15 protein-coding genes are annotated in these 14463 nt (G+C 39.6%); 11 read left to right on the top strand and 4 right to left on the bottom strand.

Annotated features, from left to right (window positions below; translation table 11 throughout):
• Positions 1 to 120 precede the first annotated feature (120 nt).
• The 3 genes from HT736_RS09420 to coaB are packed head-to-tail and all read right to left on the bottom strand — an operon-like array spanning position 121 to position 1920.
• The gene (locus HT736_RS09420) at positions 121 to 684 is read right to left on the bottom strand and encodes an ECF transporter S component (protein WP_023933626.1); all 564 of its coding nucleotides are present in this window, start codon (positions 682 to 684) and stop codon (positions 121 to 123) included.
• The gene (coaC, locus tag HT736_RS09415; RefSeq protein ID WP_001284128.1) at positions 668 to 1219 is read right to left on the bottom strand and encodes a phosphopantothenoylcysteine decarboxylase; all 552 of its coding nucleotides are present in this window, start codon (positions 1217 to 1219) and stop codon (positions 668 to 670) included. Before coaC ends, HT736_RS09420 begins: the two co-directional genes overlap by 17 nt.
• Positions 1220 to 1230: 11 nt before the next feature.
• Complete coding sequence (coaB, locus tag HT736_RS09410) at positions 1231 to 1920, bottom strand: phosphopantothenate--cysteine ligase (RefSeq protein ID WP_023936209.1); 690 nt, start codon at positions 1918 to 1920, stop codon at positions 1231 to 1233.
• A 229-nt stretch (positions 1921 to 2149) separates the two neighbouring features.
• On the opposite strand from coaB, the gene HT736_RS09405 reads away from it, so the two are divergent.
• The 9 genes from HT736_RS09405 to HT736_RS09365 all read left to right on the top strand — a co-directional run bounded on the left by HT736_RS09405 (position 2150) and on the right by HT736_RS09365 (position 9739).
• Positions 2150 to 3820 (top strand): formate--tetrahydrofolate ligase, encoded by a 1671-nt coding sequence (locus HT736_RS09405; RefSeq protein WP_172930979.1) that lies wholly within the window; start codon positions 2150 to 2152, stop codon positions 3818 to 3820.
• A 223-nt stretch (positions 3821 to 4043) separates the two neighbouring features.
• Complete coding sequence (locus HT736_RS11815; RefSeq protein WP_044012407.1) at positions 4044 to 4190, top strand: hypothetical protein; 147 nt, start codon at positions 4044 to 4046, stop codon at positions 4188 to 4190.
• A gap of 45 nt (positions 4191 to 4235) precedes the next feature.
• A complete protein-coding gene (gene mutY / locus HT736_RS09395; protein ID WP_050090936.1) occupies positions 4236 to 5411 on the top strand; it encodes an A/G-specific adenine glycosylase in 1176 nt (391 codons plus the stop codon).
• A gap of 55 nt (positions 5412 to 5466) precedes the next feature.
• Complete coding sequence (gene yycF, locus HT736_RS09390; protein WP_172930978.1) at positions 5467 to 6174, top strand: response regulator YycF; 708 nt, start codon at positions 5467 to 5469, stop codon at positions 6172 to 6174.
• Positions 6167 to 7516, top strand: a complete 1350-nt coding sequence (gene vicK / locus HT736_RS09385) for a cell wall metabolism sensor histidine kinase VicK (RefSeq protein WP_172930977.1) — start codon at positions 6167 to 6169, stop codon at positions 7514 to 7516. The genes yycF and vicK overlap by 8 nt, the downstream gene beginning before the upstream one ends.
• A gap of 1 nt (position 7517) precedes the next feature.
• Positions 7518 to 8327: an MBL fold metallo-hydrolase gene (locus HT736_RS09380; protein WP_000004962.1), complete on the top strand. Its 810-nt coding sequence runs from the start codon at positions 7518 to 7520 to the stop codon at positions 8325 to 8327.
• Positions 8328 to 8417: 90 nt separating this feature from the next.
• On the top strand, positions 8418 to 8660 hold the full coding sequence (locus tag HT736_RS09375) for a DUF6290 family protein (protein ID WP_172930976.1): 243 nt from the start codon (positions 8418 to 8420) through the stop codon (positions 8658 to 8660).
• Position 8661: 1 nt separating this feature from the next.
• Positions 8662 to 8916, top strand: coding sequence for a type II toxin-antitoxin system RelE/ParE family toxin (locus HT736_RS09370; RefSeq protein WP_014017264.1), 255 nt, complete (start codon positions 8662 to 8664; stop codon positions 8914 to 8916).
• Between the two features lie 46 nt (positions 8917 to 8962).
• Positions 8963 to 9739, top strand: a complete 777-nt coding sequence (locus tag HT736_RS09365) for an ion channel (protein WP_172930975.1) — start codon at positions 8963 to 8965, stop codon at positions 9737 to 9739.
• A 262-nt stretch (positions 9740 to 10001) separates the two neighbouring features.
• On the opposite strand, the gene HT736_RS09360 is transcribed toward HT736_RS09365, so the two are convergent.
• A complete protein-coding gene (locus tag HT736_RS09360) occupies positions 10002 to 10970 on the bottom strand; it encodes an L-lactate dehydrogenase (protein WP_000204723.1) in 969 nt (322 codons plus the stop codon).
• A 193-nt stretch (positions 10971 to 11163) separates the two neighbouring features.
• Between HT736_RS09360 and gyrA the strand changes: the two genes are divergently transcribed.
• Together gyrA and srtA are read left to right on the top strand one after the other, a co-directional pair.
• Positions 11164 to 13632 carry a DNA gyrase subunit A gene (gene gyrA, locus HT736_RS09355; RefSeq protein ID WP_001153001.1) on the top strand — a complete coding sequence of 823 codons (2469 nt, stop codon included), beginning with the start codon at positions 11164 to 11166 and terminating at the stop codon, positions 13630 to 13632.
• Entirely contained in the window at positions 13632 to 14375 is a 744-nt protein-coding gene (srtA, locus tag HT736_RS09350; protein WP_000018518.1) for a sortase SrtA, read from the top strand. The genes gyrA and srtA overlap by 1 nt, the downstream gene beginning before the upstream one ends.
• Positions 14376 to 14463 lie beyond the last annotated feature (88 nt).

Genomic DNA, 14463 nt, shown 5'->3' with positions numbered 1-14463 from the left:
GGCTAGCTTCCTAGTTTACTTTTTGATTTTCATTGAGTATAAATATTGGTAAAGATTTCACTAAAAAGAAACTGTATAGAGCAAAATCTCCACCTTCAAGTATGAAAGTGGAGATTGTTTTTATTTCTTCAAGGTTTGTAGTCTTGGAACAATGGCTAGGGTTAGAACTGCGGAAATGATTAATTCGGCAATCGAATTTGTTGAGATAACAGTTGCTAGGAGTTTTTGGATATTACCATCAAAAACATTTCCAAAAAGATAGAAAATTCCACCAAGTACAAAGACTGTATTGGTTAGTGAACCAAGGGCTCCAGCTAAAATCAGACCAGTCTTGTTTTTCATCAGTTTATAGACTAAGTAAGGAGTTAAACCAATCAAAATACGTGGGACGATGGCAATGATAGCTGAGTAGATGTTTCCGTTTGGTACGAAGGGAGAGAAGAGGTAGCTTGTCGGTAGAATCGTAATCGTGTTAACCGTCAAGCTAAGTAATCCCATCAAAAATCCAAGTGTAACCCCAACTCGTGGACCATAAATAATGCTGGCAATAATGACAGGAATATGAACAATGGTCGGTTTGATTGGAAATGGAAAAAGGTTAAAGATAAGTGAGCTCAGAAAGTGTATCACGAGCATGGTAGCAAAAAAGATAGCAATGGGTGCAATATTAGAGCGTTTTTTCATCGATAGTTTCCTTTATTCTTTCTAAAATAATTGTGAGGTCAGCTAAAGCTCCTCGTCCGTGGTCTCCACAAGCTAGTAGGGATTCCTTAGGAGCAATCAGCTGATAGCCGTAGGTTTCTAATGTTTTCAGATTATTCTGAGTTACTGGATGGTCATACATTTTTGTATTCATAGCAGGAGCTATTAGTTTGGGAATATGACTTGGTAGGGCTAGAGCTGTACTGGTTACCATGTTGTCCGCAAATCCGTGAGCTAGTTTTGCAATAGTGTTAGCAGTTGCAGGTACCACGATAAATAAATCTGCTTTTTTTCCAAGTTCGATATGATTGACCTGATCAGGATAGGGTTCTTTCATGACATCCAAGTGGACAGGATTCTGTGAGAGTACCTGTAGTGTCAAAGGTTGGATAAACTCTGTAGCAGCCTGAGTCATTAAGACAGTGACTTGATGGCCTTGTTTTTTTAGAGAACTGACTAAATCTGCCGACTTATAAGAGGCGATTGAGCCCGTTACAGCCAAGAGAATGTTTGCCATAGCTTTCCTTTCTATGAATGATAGGCTTGAATTTTTTCAAGGAGGAGTTCTGCAATTTCTTCTTTAGTCTGGGCTGTTTGAAGCTGATCTTTTTCGACAAAGATAGCACGATGCTGGTTCGCTGAGATTTGAGTCAGGTCATTCGCGATGATTAAATCTGCTTGGTTCTTGATAAGACTTTTTCTAGCAATGTCAACCAGATGATCTTCGTTAACATCAACCAGCAGTTTGAAACCAATCAGATGAATAGCAGGATTCCATTCCTTGACTAGGGATATGATTTTGGGTGTCTTTTTAAGGAACAAAACCTGAACCTCATCAGTTGAAGAAATCTTAGCCTGATGATTCTGCTTGCTTAAAAATTCTTCCAGATTGGAGCTAGCCTGAACTTCCTCAAGCCCTGTCATATAAAAAGGAGTGTAGTCAGAAACAGCCATTGAGTGGATCAAGACCTGATAATCCTGAACACATTCTTGCATTTCCAGTAGAAGGTCCTTGGTATTGTTAATTTCTCGAATACTTAGGTTGGGATGGGATTCTGGCTTCAAAGCTCGTTTTGTCGTCATTAAACAAACTTCATGCCCTGCAGCTAGCAGGGTTTCTGTGATGATTTTCCCCAAGCGACCTGTAGAATGGTTAGTGATAGAGCGGACGCTATCGATAGCTTCACTGGTACCGCCCGATGTAACTAAAATTTTCATAGCACTATTGTACACAAAAATAAACGGTAAGTAAAATGAAAGTGATAAATTTTTGGTAGAAACGAATATTTACTATAGTTTCAAACTATAAAGCCATATAAAATTTAAGAAAGGGCTCTAAAAACCTTAAAAAAATGGATATTTACGAACGTTTAGAGAGTTTGAGGATGTTAAAAATCTTGTTTTGTGATATAATGAATTATCATATAAGAGGTTAGAGGAGTTTTGAATGAAAACAGATATTGAAATCGCACAGAGTATTGAGTTGAAGCCCATTGTTGATGTTGTAGAGAAGCTTGGAATTTCTTACGACGATTTGGAGTTGTATGGAAAGTACAAGGCTAAGCTTAGCTTTGATAAAATTCGTGCAGTTGAAAGCAATCCAGTTGGCAAATTGATTTTGGTTACTGCCATCAACCCAACACCTGCAGGTGAAGGAAAATCAACTATTACTATTGGTCTTGCGGATGCCTTGAACAAGATTGGCAAGAAAACGATGATTGCTATTCGCGAACCATCTCTTGGTCCAGTAATGGGAATTAAGGGGGGTGCTGCTGGTGGTGGTTATGCCCAAGTTCTGCCAATGGAAGATATTAATCTCCACTTCACTGGAGACATGCATGCCATTACAACTGCTAACAACGCCCTTTCTGCCTTGATTGACAACCACTTGCACCAAGGCAATGAGTTGGGAATTGACCAACGTCGTATCCTCTGGAAACGTGTAGTGGACTTGAATGATCGTGCACTTCGTCATGTAACCGTTGGACTTGGTGGTCCTCTAAATGGTATCCCACGTGAGGATGGCTTTGACATTACCGTTGCTTCCGAAATCATGGCGATTCTTTGCTTGGCGACGGATATTGAGGACTTGAAACGCCGTTTGGCTAATATTGTTATAGGTTATCGCTATGATCGTACACCTGTTTCTGTAGGTGATTTGCAGGTTGAGGGTGCCTTGGCTTTGATTTTGAAGGATGCGATTAAGCCGAACTTGGTTCAGACAATTTACGGAACACCTGCCTTTGTACACGGTGGTCCATTTGCCAATATCGCTCATGGATGTAATTCAGTCTTGGCAACAAGCACAGCCCTTCACTTGGCTGATTACACAGTTACTGAAGCTGGTTTTGGTGCAGACCTTGGTGCTGAGAAATTCCTTGATATTAAGACACCAAACTTGCCAACATCTCCAGATGCAGTAGTTATTGTAGCAACTCTTCGTGCCCTTAAGATGAATGGTGGCGTGGCTAAAGATGCTTTGACAGAGGAAAACGTAGAAGCAGTGCGTGCAGGTTTTGCCAACTTGAAACGCCATGTTGAGAACATCCGTAAGTTCGGTATTCCAGCAGTTGTTGCTATCAACGAATTTGTGTCTGATACTGAAGCAGAAATTGCAGCCTTAAAAGAACTTTGTGCCTCAATCGATGTACCAGTTGAATTGGCTAGTGTCTGGGCTGATGGCGCGGAAGGTGGAGTAGCTCTTGCTGAAGCGGTTGTCAAGACTATCGCTGAAAATCCAGCTAACTATAAACGTTTGTATGACAATGACCTTTCTGTTCAAGAAAAGATTGAAAAGATTGTTACTGAAATCTACCGTGGTAGCAAAGTAAACTTTGAGAAGAAAGCTCAAACACAAATTGCTCAAATCGTTCAAAACGGTTGGGACAAATTGCCAATCTGTATGGCAAAAACTCAATATAGTTTTTCAGATAATCCAAATGCACTTGGAGCACCTGAAAACTTTGAAATTACCATTCGCGAATTGGTGCCAAAATTAGGTGCAGGCTTTATCGTTGCCTTAACTGGTGATGTCATGACCATGCCAGGACTTCCAAAACGACCAGCTGCTCTCAACATGGATGTTGAAAGCGATGGAACCGTTCTAGGCTTGTTCTAGTGGATTGAAATTGACTTTGAGAGACTGGGTAAAAACTCAATTTCAGGAGAAAATGAAGTAAATTTTCCCATAATAGAGCGCATAATATCAAGGTTTTTCAACACCGGATATTATGCGTTTTTTGAGTTTAAATATTTTTGCCCTACCTATTTCTTATTTGCTGCAAGCAGTTCATCAATAAAATTTAGTCCTCTTTCCCTTGGGAAGAGGCTTTTTATACTCAATGAAAATCAAAGAGCAAACTAGGAAACTAGCCGCAGATTGCTCAAAACACTGTTTTGAGGTTGCAGATAAGACTGACGAAGTCAGGAACCATACCTACGGCAAGGCGACGTTGACGTGGTTTGAAGAGATTTTCGAAGAGTATTAATACTAGGAAAAGGACAGTTAGAGTCTTCTGTGTTATACTAGAGATATGTTAGATTTGAAAGAATACGGTATTGTCATGTGGCCGGAGGAGAAGATTATTTCTTTCCGTGAGAAACTTCTCGCTTGGTATGATGAAAACAAAAGAGATTTACCGTGGCGTAGAAGTAAAAATCCTTATCATATCTGGGTTTCTGAAATTATGCTCCAGCAGACCAGAGTGGATACGGTTATCCCTTACTATGAAAGATTCTTGGACTGGTTTCCAACAGTGGAAAGTTTGGCAACGGCACCTGAAGAAGGTTTGTTGAAGGCATGGGAGGGACTGGGATATTATTCTCGAGTTCGTAATATGCAGGCTGCAGCTCAGCAGATTATGACTGACTTTGGTGGCCAATTTCCAAACACCTATGAAGGAATTTCCAGCTTGAAAGGAATTGGACCTTACACAGCAGGAGCCATTTCCAGTATTGCTTTTAACTTGCCTGAGCCAGCTGTTGATGGTAATGTCATGCGTGTTTTGGCGCGTCTATTTGAGGTCAATCATGATATTGGGATTCCAAGTAATCGCAAAATTTTTCAGGCAATGATGGAAATCTTGATTGACCCAGAAAGGCCAGGTGACTTTAATCAAGCTTTGATGGATTTAGGATCTGATATTGAGGCTCCTGTAAATCCTAGGCCAGAAGAGAGTCCAGTGAAGGATTTTAGTGCGGCATATCAGAATGGAACCATGGAACGTTATCCAATTAAGGCTCCCAAGAAAAAGCCTGTTCCTATTTATCTTAAAGCCTTGGTGGTCAAAAATACTCAGGGACAATTTTTACTTGAAAAAAATGAAAGTGAAAAGCTATTGGCAGGCTTTTGGCATTTCCCACTGGTAGAAGTAGATGACTTTTCGCAAGAGGAGCAGTTTGACCTCTTCCATCAGGTTGCAGAAGAAAGTGTGAACTTTGGTCCCAGTCCAGAGGAGAGTTTTCAGCAGGACTATGACTTAGATGTTGATTGGCTTGATGTTTATTTTGAGACTGTCAAGCATGTCTTTAGCCATCGAAAGTGGCATGTACAGATTGTAGCAGGTCAAGTGAGTGACTTCCATGATTTTTCAGATAGGGAAGTTCGCTGGCTTTCACCAGAAGAGTTCAAGGATGTTCCACTTGCCAAACCCCAACAGAAAATCTGGCAGGCTTATACACAAGCCAACTTAGACAGTAGCAAAGACTAGCTATCGTGTCTTCTTGCTATTTTTTTGGTATAATAGTAGAGAAAAAGGTGAACATATGAAAAAAATACTAATTGTAGATGATGAGAAACCAATCTCGGATATTATCAAGTTTAATATGACCAAGGAAGGTTACGAAGTTGTAACTGCTTTTAACGGTCGTGAAGCGCTAGAACAATTTGAAGCAGAGCAACCAGATATTATTATTTTGGATTTGATGCTTCCAGAAATTGATGGTTTAGAAGTTGCTAAGACCATTCGCAAGACCAGTAGTGTTCCTATTATCATGCTGTCAGCTAAGGATAGCGAATTTGATAAGGTTATAGGTTTAGAGCTTGGAGCGGATGACTATGTGACAAAACCCTTCTCAAATCGTGAGTTGCAGGCGCGTGTCAAAGCTCTTCTTCGTCGTACAGATTTGACTTCTGTAGATCATCAAGAATCAGATGAAAATAAAACTCAACCCTTGCAAATTGGGAACTTGGAGATTGTTCCAGATGCCTATGTTGCTAAGAAATACGGTGAAGAACTAGACTTAACTCACCGTGAATTTGAGCTTTTGTATCACTTGGCTTCTCATATCGGTCAAGTAATTACGCGTGAACACTTGCTTGAAACAGTCTGGGGGTATGATTATTTCGGAGATGTTCGAACAGTTGACGTAACCATCAGACGTCTGCGTGAGAAGATTGAAGATACACCCAGCCGACCAGAGTATATCTTGACGCGCCGTGGTGTAGGGTATTACATGAGAAATAATGCTTGATTTACTGAAACAAACCATTTTTACCAGAGATTTTATCTTTATCCTGATTTTGTTAGGTTTCATCCTTGTTGTGACCCTTCTATTACTAGAGAATAGACGTGATAATATTCGATTGAAGCAAATCAATCAAAAGGTTAAAGATTTGATTGCAGGAGATTATTCCAAGGTTCTTGATATGCAAGGTGGGTCTGAAATCACCAACATTACCAATAATTTGAATGACTTGTCGGAGGTTATTCGTCTCACTCAGGAAAATCTAGAACAAGAGAGTAAGAGGCTAAATAGTATTCTGTTTTATATGACAGATGGGGTTCTTGCGACCAATCGTCGGGGGCAGATTATCATGATTAACGATACAGCCAAGAAGCAACTGGGGCTGGTTAAAGAAGATGTTCTGAATAGAAGCATTTTGGAATTGCTCAAGATAGAAGAAGACTATGAATTGCGTGATTTGATTACCCAAAGTCCAGAATTGTTGCTAGATTCCCAAGACATCAATGGGGAATATCTTAGCCTTCGAGTTCGCTTTGCCTTGATTCGTCGAGAGTCTGGCTTTATTTCAGGTTTGGTGGCTGTTTTGCATGATACGACGGAGCAGGAGAAGGAAGAGCGCGAACGGAGACTCTTTGTTTCCAACGTTAGTCATGAGTTACGGACTCCTTTAACCAGCGTGAAATCCTATCTTGAAGCCTTGGATGAGGGAGCTTTGTGTGAAACTGTAGCACCAGACTTTATCAAGGTTTCTCTTGATGAAACCAACCGTATGATGCGCATGGTGACGGACCTCCTTCATCTTTCACGGATTGATAACGCCACCAGTCACTTGGATGTGGAACTGATTAACTTCACTGCCTTTATTACCTTTATCCTCAATCGTTTTGACAAGATGAAAGGACAGGAAAAAGAAAAGAAATATGAGCTGGTGAGAGATTATCCTATCAATTCTATCTGGATGGAAATTGATACAGACAAGATGACACAGGTGATTGATAATATTTTAAATAATGCTATTAAGTATTCGCCAGATGGAGGTAAAATCACTATCAGAATGAAGACAACTGAAGACCAGATGATTTTATCCATTTCTGACCATGGTTTAGGCATTCCTAAGCAGGATTTACCACGTATCTTTGACCGTTTTTATCGTGTGGATCGTGCTAGAAGTCGTGCCCAAGGTGGTACAGGTTTGGGACTGTCTATTGCCAAGGAAATTATCAAACAACATAAGGGCTTTATTTGGGCCAAGAGTGAATACGGTAAGGGGTCAACCTTTACCATTGTGCTCCCTTATGATAAGGATGCAGTGAAAGAAGAAGTATGGGAGGATGAAGTAGAAGACTAGAATGAGTGAAACAGGCTTTAAATACAGTATTTTAGCGTCGGGTTCCAGTGGAAATTCCTTTTATTTGGAAACCCCAAAAAAGAAGCTTTTAGTGGATGCAGGCTTGTCTGGCAAAAAAATCACCAGCCTACTTGCTGAAATTAACCGCAAACCAGAAGACCTGGATGCCATCTTGATTACCCATGAGCATTCAGATCATATCCATGGAGTGGGCGTTTTAGCTCGCAAGTATGGTATGGATCTTTACGCCAATGAAAAGACCTGGCAGGCTATGGAAAATAGTAAATATCTTGGCAAGGTGGATTCTTCGCAAAAGCATATCTTTGAGATGGGCAAAACCAAAACCTTTGGAGATATTGACATCGAGAGTTTTGGTGTCAGCCATGATGCAGTCGCACCGCAGTTCTATCGCTTTATGAAAGATGATAAAAGTTTTGTCCTTTTGACAGATACAGGTTATGTCAGTGACCGTATGGCAGGGATTGTCGAAAATGCGGACGGCTATCTTATCGAATCCAACCATGATGTAGAGATTTTGCGAGCAGGTTCTTACGCTTGGCGACTCAAACAACGAATTCTATCGGATCTGGGTCACCTTTCTAACGAAGATGGTGCCGAAGCCATGATTCGGACGCTAGGAAATCGCACTAAGAAGATTTACCTTGGGCATTTATCTAAGGAAAACAATATCAAGGAGCTGGCTCACATGACCATGGTCAACCAGCTAGCACAAGCTGATCTGGGAGTTGGAGTAGACTTTAAGGTTTATGATACCTCACCAGATACCGCCACACCTTTGACAGAGATATAGAAAGAACGCTAAGAAGGTGTTCTTTTTATATTGACTGAACACCTAAAAAGTAATACAATGGTGTTACTATTAAAAAAGGGAGTGCAAAAGATGGCTACTATTACATTAAAAGTTTCTGAAGCTGATAAAACATTTATGAAAGCAATGGCTAAGTTTGAAGGAGTTTCTCTGTCGGAACTTATCCGCACAAAAACTCTTGAAGCTTTAGAAGACGAATACGACGCTCGTGTAGCAGATTTAGCCTATCAAGAGTATTTAGAAGACTTGGAAAAAGGGGTTGAACTCATTACTTGGGAAGAAATGATGCATGATTTAGGCTTGGAGGATGAATAATTTGTATAAATTAGTTCCAACAAGACGTTTCATCAAGCAATTGAAAAAATTGGACCGTTATACGCAGAAGCTAATTACAAACTATTTACAATCCAATGTTTTGGAAGACCCAAGACGACACGGAAAGGCTTTGGTTGGTAATCGCGTTGGTCAATGGTGCTATAGAATTGGTAATTATCGAGTTATCGTACAAATTGTAGATGATGAATTAGTCATTGCTACTCTAGAAGTTGGTCATAGGAGAGATATTTATTGAATTAAAGCTGAGTAATAACAGTATAGAAAGTAAGGATAGTAAAAATTTGAATAAAAAATGGTTATTTGCAGATTATTATGATACAACAATTATTTTACTTGCTTTAATCTCTGTTATTCTGGTATTACTTGGATTTGCTGAGATGATTGATTTGGACAATCCGCCTTATAGTATTATTGATTTAGTAATCTGGGGTGTTTTTGTAATTGATTATAGTTGGCGCTTTTTTATTACTAAAAGAAAATGGCGCTTTATTCTTGAAAATATTTTTGATTTATTGACTATTCTCCCTTTAAATGCTATTTTTACAGTGTTTCGATTAGGACGTATCTTCCGCTTAGCAAGGCTGACAAAATTACTGAAACTGACTCGTTTACTTAGAATAATTGGACTTACAGGTAAATTAGAAAGAAAAATTAGTAGATTCTTACGGACAAATGGCCTGATTTATATCTTATATGTTAATATCTTTATTGTTCTAGTAGGGAGTTCGATTTTATCCGTTGTTGAAGAAAAATCCTTATCAGATAGTCTTTGGTGGGCTCTTGTGACAGTAACTACTGTTGGTTATGGTGATATTGTTCCAGTTTCCCTTTTTGGGAAATGGCTAGCAGTTTTACTGATGCTTGTCGGTATTGGAACAATAGGGATGCTAACAAGTGCTTTGACGAACTTTTTTGTAAAGGATAATCCAGATGAACAGATAAAACTTGATAAACTCAAAGACGAATTATCGAGCCAAAGAATATTAATAGAGAAACAATCTGAAAAAATCGAAGAACTACATCGAATGATAAAAGACTTAGTTGAAAAAATATCATAAAGGTGAGACAAAACAAAACTTGATTCGAGGAGAAATCAAGTAAGTTTTGACACAATAGAACGCATATTATCAGGTATAAAAATTTGATAATATGCGTTTTATAGAGAAATGAAATAAAATTTGAACAAATCAATTAGGAATTTAAAGCATTTTATAACAACATTTTAGAGTAACGGGGTACTATTTCATATAATACAGGAAAAAAACAACTCCCTGATGATTCAAGGAGTTGTCTATAGTTAAATTAATTTTTAGAAGCTTCTTAGAATTCTGGATTTTTCCATGCTTCGTCAATAATAGCTTGCAATTCTTTAGCAGATGCTTGCATTTTTTGAGTTTCTGCATCGTTCAATGGAATGTTTACTGGACGAACGATACCGTGTGCTCCAACGATAGCTGGTTGACCGATAAAGACGTTCTCAATTCCGTATTGACCTTCTTGGAATACGGAAAGTGGAAGTACTGCGTTTTCATCGTCAAGGATTGCTTTAGTGATACGAGCGAGGGCTACAGCGATACCGTAGTATGTAGCACCTTTCTTGTTAATGATTGAGTATGCAGCGTCGCGAACAGAAATGAAGAGTTCTACAAGGTCAGCTTCATTCAAGTCACGGTTAGCTTGCAACCATTGTTCCAATTTTACACCGGCAACGTTAGCATGTGACCAAACGGCAAACTCAGAGTCACCGTGTTCACCCATGATATAGGCGTGAACTGAACGAGCGTCAACACCGATTTTTTCAGCAAGGGCTTGACGGAAACGAGCTGAGTCAAGTGAAGTACCTGAACCGATAACGCGTTCTTTAGGGAAACCAGAGAATTTCCAAGTTGAGTAAGTCAAAACGTCAACTGGGTTAGCAGCAACAAGGAAGATACCTTTGAAACCTGATTCAACAACTTGAGTTACGATTGATTTGTTGATAGCAAGGTTTTTACCTACAAGGTCAAGACGAGTTTCACCTGGTTTTTGAGGTGCACCTGCAGTGATCACAACAAGGTCAGCGTCTGCACAGTCAGAGTATTGAGCTGCATAGATTTTTTTAGGTGAAGTGAAGGCAAGGGCGTGACTAAGGTCAAGCGCATCACCAACAGCTTTTTCATGCAATTGTGGAATTTCGATAATTCCAAGCTCTTGTGCAATTCCTTGGTTAACAAGTGCAAAAGCGTAAGATGAACCTACAGCACCATCACCGACAAGGATAACTTTTTTGTGTTGTTTAGTTGAAGTCATTGTTCTAAACATCTCCTTAATTTTATTAGGGGATTTTCCCTAGACAACTTCATTCTATCACTTTTAAAAAACTTTGTCACGAATATGCCGTATAGTTCTCTATGTAAACGTTTTAGTGGTTTAGAGGCTGAAATAGATGGAAATTTATGGTATAATGTTGTTACTTACTAATTGTGAAATGAGGCATTTATTAATGCAGGATAAAAATTTAGTGAATGTCAATCTGACAAAGGAGATGAAGGCTAGCTTTATCGACTACGCCATGAGTGTTATCGTAGCGCGAGCTCTTCCTGATGTTCGAGATGGCTTAAAACCTGTTCACCGTCGCATTCTCTACGGAATGAATGAATTGGGTGTTACTCCAGACAAACCCCATAAAAAATCTGCTCGTATTACAGGGGATGTCATGGGTAAATACCACCCACACGGGGATTCCTCTATCTATGAAGCCATGGTCCGTATGGCTCAATGGTGGAGCTACCGTTACATGCTTGTAGATGGTCATGGGAATTTTGGTTCCATGGATGGAGATAGTGCTGCCGCTCAACGTTATACCGAGGCACGTATGAGCAAGATTGCTCTGGAAATGCTTCGTGATATCAACAAAAATACAGTTGATTTCGTTGATAACTATGATGCCAACGAACGGGAACCCTTGGTCTTGCCAGCGCGTTTTCCAAACCTTTTGGTTAATGGAGCAACTGGTATTGCGGTTGGGATGGCAACCAATATTCCACCTCATAATCTAGGTGAAACCATTGATGCAGTGAAGTTGGTCATGGATAATCCTGAAGTGACTACCAAGGAATTGATGGAAGTCTTGCCTGGACCAGATTTTCCAACAGGTGCCCTTGTCATGGGGAAATCAGGTATCCACAAGGCTTATGAAACGGGTAAAGGTTCGATTGTCCTACGTTCTCGTACCGAAATCGAAGAAACTAAGACTGGCCGTGAGCGCATTGTTGTAACAGAATTTCCTTATATGGTCAACAAAACCAAGGTGCATGAGCATATTGTTCGCTTGGTTCAGGAAAAACGCATTGAGGGGATTACAGCAGTACGTGATGAGTCAAACCGTGAGGGTGTTCGATTTGTTATTGAAGTCAAGCGTGATGCGTCAGCCAATGTTATCCTCAATAATCTTTTCAAGATGACCCAGATGCAAACCAACTTTGGTTTCAATATGCTGGCTATCCAAAATGGTATACCGAAAATTTTGTCTCTTCGTCAGATTTTGGATGCTTATATCGAGCACCAAAAAGAAGTAGTTGTTCGTCGCACACGTTTTGATAAGGAAAAAGCGGAAGCGCGCGCTCATATCTTAGAAGGTCTCTTGATTGCGCTAGACCATATCGACGAAGTGATTCGTATCATTCGTGCTAGTGAAACGGATGCGGAAGCACAAGCTGAGTTGATGAGTAAGTTTAAGCTTTCTGAACGTCAAAGTCAGGCCATCCTAGACATGCGTCTTCGTCGTTTGACAGGTTTGGAACGCGATAAGATTCAATCTGAGTATGATGACCTCTTGGCTCTGATTGCGGACTTAGCGGATATTCTTGCTAAGCCTGAACGTGTTTCTCAAATCATCAAAGACGAATTGGATGAAGTTAAACGTAAATTTTCCGATAAACGCCGTACAGAGTTGATGGTTGGACAGGTCTTGAGTCTCGAGGATGAGGACTTGATTGAAGAATCGGATGTCTTAATTACCCTTTCTAACAAAGGATACATTAAACGTCTGGACCAAGCTGAATTTACTGCTCAAAAACGTGGGGGTCGTGGTGTCCAAGGAACAGGAGTGAAAGATGATGACTTTGTTCGTGAGTTAGTGTCAACTAGCACCCATGATCATCTGCTCTTCTTCACAAATAAAGGACGAGTTTATCGTTTGAAAGGTTATGAAATTCCTGAGTATGGTCGGACTGCCAAAGGGCTACCAGTAGTCAATCTCTTGAAATTGGATGAAGACGAAAATATTCAGACGGTTATCAATGTTGAGTCTGATCGCAGTGATGATGCTTATCTCTTCTTTACAACCCGTCACGGTATTGTGAAGAGAACCAGTGTTAAGGAATTTGCCAATATTCGTCAAAATGGTCTCAAAGCGCTGAATTTAAAGGATGAAGATGAGTTAATCAATGTCTTGTTGGCGGAAGGAGATATGGATATTATCATTGGTACCAAGTTTGGTTATGCAGTTCGCTTTAATCAATCAGCCGTTCGTGGTATGAGTCGTATCGCCACTGGTGTGAAAGGTGTTAACCTTCGTGAAGGAGACACAGTTGTTGGTGCCAGCTTGATTACTGATCAAGATGAGGTTCTTATTATCACAGAAAAAGGATATGGTAAGCGTACAGTCGCTACTGAATACCCAACAAAAGGTCGTGGTGGTAAGGGAATGCAGACAGCTAAAATTACCGAAAAAAATGGCTTGCTGGCCGGTCTTATGACTGTTCAAGGGGATGAGGATTTGATGATTATCACTGATACAGGTGTCATGATTCGAACCAATCTTGCCAATATTTCACAAACAGGACGTGCAACTATGGGAGTTAAAGTAATGCGCCTGGATCAAGATGCTCAGATAGTGACTTTCACAACGGTTGCGGTGGCAGAAAAAGAAGAGGTTGGGACAGAAAATGAAACAGAAGGTGAAGAATAATGTCTCATAAAAATAATAAAAAGAAAAACAAGCGAAAAAATCTGCTGACAAATATCCTAGCAGGATTTCTGATATTACTGTCACTGGCTTTGATTTTTAATGCGCAAATTCGAAATATTTTCATAGTCTGGAATACCAATAAGTATCAAGTTAGCCAGGTATCAAAAGAAAAATTAGAAGAAAATCAAGATACAGAAGGCAATTTTGACTTTGATTCTGTCAAAGCTATCTCTTCGGAAGCTGTTCTAACTTCTCAATGGGATGCTCAAAAATTACCAGTTATTGGGGGAATTGCAATTCCTGAATTGGAAATGAATTTGCCGATTTTTAAAGGACTTGATAATGTTAATCTCTTCTACGGAGCTGGTACAATGAAACGCGAGCAAGTAATGGGGGAAGGAAATTATAGTCTAGCTAGTCACCATATCTTTGGTGTTGATAATGCTAATAAAATGTTATTTTCTCCTTTAGATAATGCTAAAAATGGCATGAAGATTTATCTAACCGATAAAAATAAAGTTTATACTTATGAAATACGTGAAGTCAAACGTGTGACACCGGATCGTGTTGATGAAGTTGATGATAGAGAAGGGGTCAATGAAATCACATTAGTAACCTGTGAAGACCTTGCTGCTACAGAACGTATTATTGTCAAAGGTGATTTGAAAGAAACAAAAGATTATTCACAAACATCTGATGAAATCCTAACAGCTTTCAATCAACCATATAAACAATTTTATTAATACAAATCAGTGAAATCCAGAATTTCACTGATTTTTTTAAGATTTTCATAAAAATATAGTAAAATGAAATAAGAATAGGACGAATCGA

Source organism: Streptococcus sp. 339 (assembly GCF_013277285.1).
In the GTDB taxonomy this organism is placed as follows: domain Bacteria; phylum Bacillota; class Bacilli; order Lactobacillales; family Streptococcaceae; genus Streptococcus; species Streptococcus pseudopneumoniae.
This window is presented reverse-complemented; position numbering and strand designations above follow the sequence as displayed.

Bases quoted from the DNA above. Each gene is read 5' to 3' on its own strand.
- yycF (WP_172930978.1), top strand. From the start codon at position 5,467: ATGAAAAAAATACTAATTGTAGATGATGAGAAACCAATCTCGGATATT.
- vicK (WP_172930977.1), top strand. From the start codon at position 6,167: ATGCTTGATTTACTGAAACAAACCATTTTTACCAGAGATTTTATCTTT.
- coaC (WP_001284128.1), bottom strand. From the start codon at position 1,219: ATGGCAAACATTCTCTTGGCTGTAACGGGCTCAATCGCCTCTTATAAG.
- HT736_RS09380 (WP_000004962.1), top strand. From the start codon at position 7,518: ATGAGTGAAACAGGCTTTAAATACAGTATTTTAGCGTCGGGTTCCAGT.
- HT736_RS09405 (WP_172930979.1), top strand. From the start codon at position 2,150: ATGAAAACAGATATTGAAATCGCACAGAGTATTGAGTTGAAGCCCATT.
- gyrA (WP_001153001.1), top strand. From the start codon at position 11,164: ATGCAGGATAAAAATTTAGTGAATGTCAATCTGACAAAGGAGATGAAG.
- mutY (WP_050090936.1), top strand. From the start codon at position 4,236: ATGTTAGATTTGAAAGAATACGGTATTGTCATGTGGCCGGAGGAGAAG.
- srtA (WP_000018518.1), top strand. From the start codon at position 13,632: ATGTCTCATAAAAATAATAAAAAGAAAAACAAGCGAAAAAATCTGCTG.
- HT736_RS09360 (WP_000204723.1), bottom strand. From the start codon at position 10,970: ATGACTTCAACTAAACAACACAAAAAAGTTATCCTTGTCGGTGATGGT.
- coaB (WP_023936209.1), bottom strand. From the start codon at position 1,920: ATGAAAATTTTAGTTACATCGGGCGGTACCAGTGAAGCTATCGATAGC.
- HT736_RS09420 (WP_023933626.1), bottom strand. From the start codon at position 684: ATGAAAAAACGCTCTAATATTGCACCCATTGCTATCTTTTTTGCTACC.
- HT736_RS11815 (WP_044012407.1), top strand. From the start codon at position 4,044: ATGAAAATCAAAGAGCAAACTAGGAAACTAGCCGCAGATTGCTCAAAA.
- HT736_RS09375 (WP_172930976.1), top strand. From the start codon at position 8,418: ATGGCTACTATTACATTAAAAGTTTCTGAAGCTGATAAAACATTTATG.